Origin of the sequence: Cobetia sp. 5-25-4-2, assembly GCF_013374075.1 — a bacterium.
Taxonomy (GTDB): domain Bacteria; phylum Pseudomonadota; class Gammaproteobacteria; order Pseudomonadales; family Halomonadaceae; genus Cobetia; species Cobetia marina.
Genome location: NZ_BLWK01000034.1, coordinates 1 through 292 on the forward strand (window position 1 = coordinate 1; position 292 = coordinate 292).

Annotated in this window: 1 rRNA gene; it reads left to right on the forward strand. The window is 54.5% G+C overall.

The features are described from left to right. Window positions 1-292, forward strand: a 23S ribosomal RNA gene (locus HXS65_RS17420); the annotation flags it as partial.

A 292-nucleotide genomic window follows, 5' to 3' on the forward strand; every position in this document is an offset into this window, starting at 1 on the left:
GTCGATGGGAAACGGGTTAATATTCCCGTACCGGATGTGGTTGCGATGGGGGGACGAAGAAGGCTAGGTGAGCCAGGCGTTGGTTGTCCTGGTGAAAGCATGTAGGCCGAGGAATCAGGCAAATCCGGTTTCTCTGAGGTCGAGATGCGAGACGAACTGACTACGGTCAGGAAGTCATCGATGCCACGCTTCCAGGAAAAGCCTCTAAGCTTCAGATCACATGCGACCGTACCCCAAACCGACACAGGTGGTCAGGTAGAGAATACCAAGGCGCTTGAGAGAACTCGGGTGA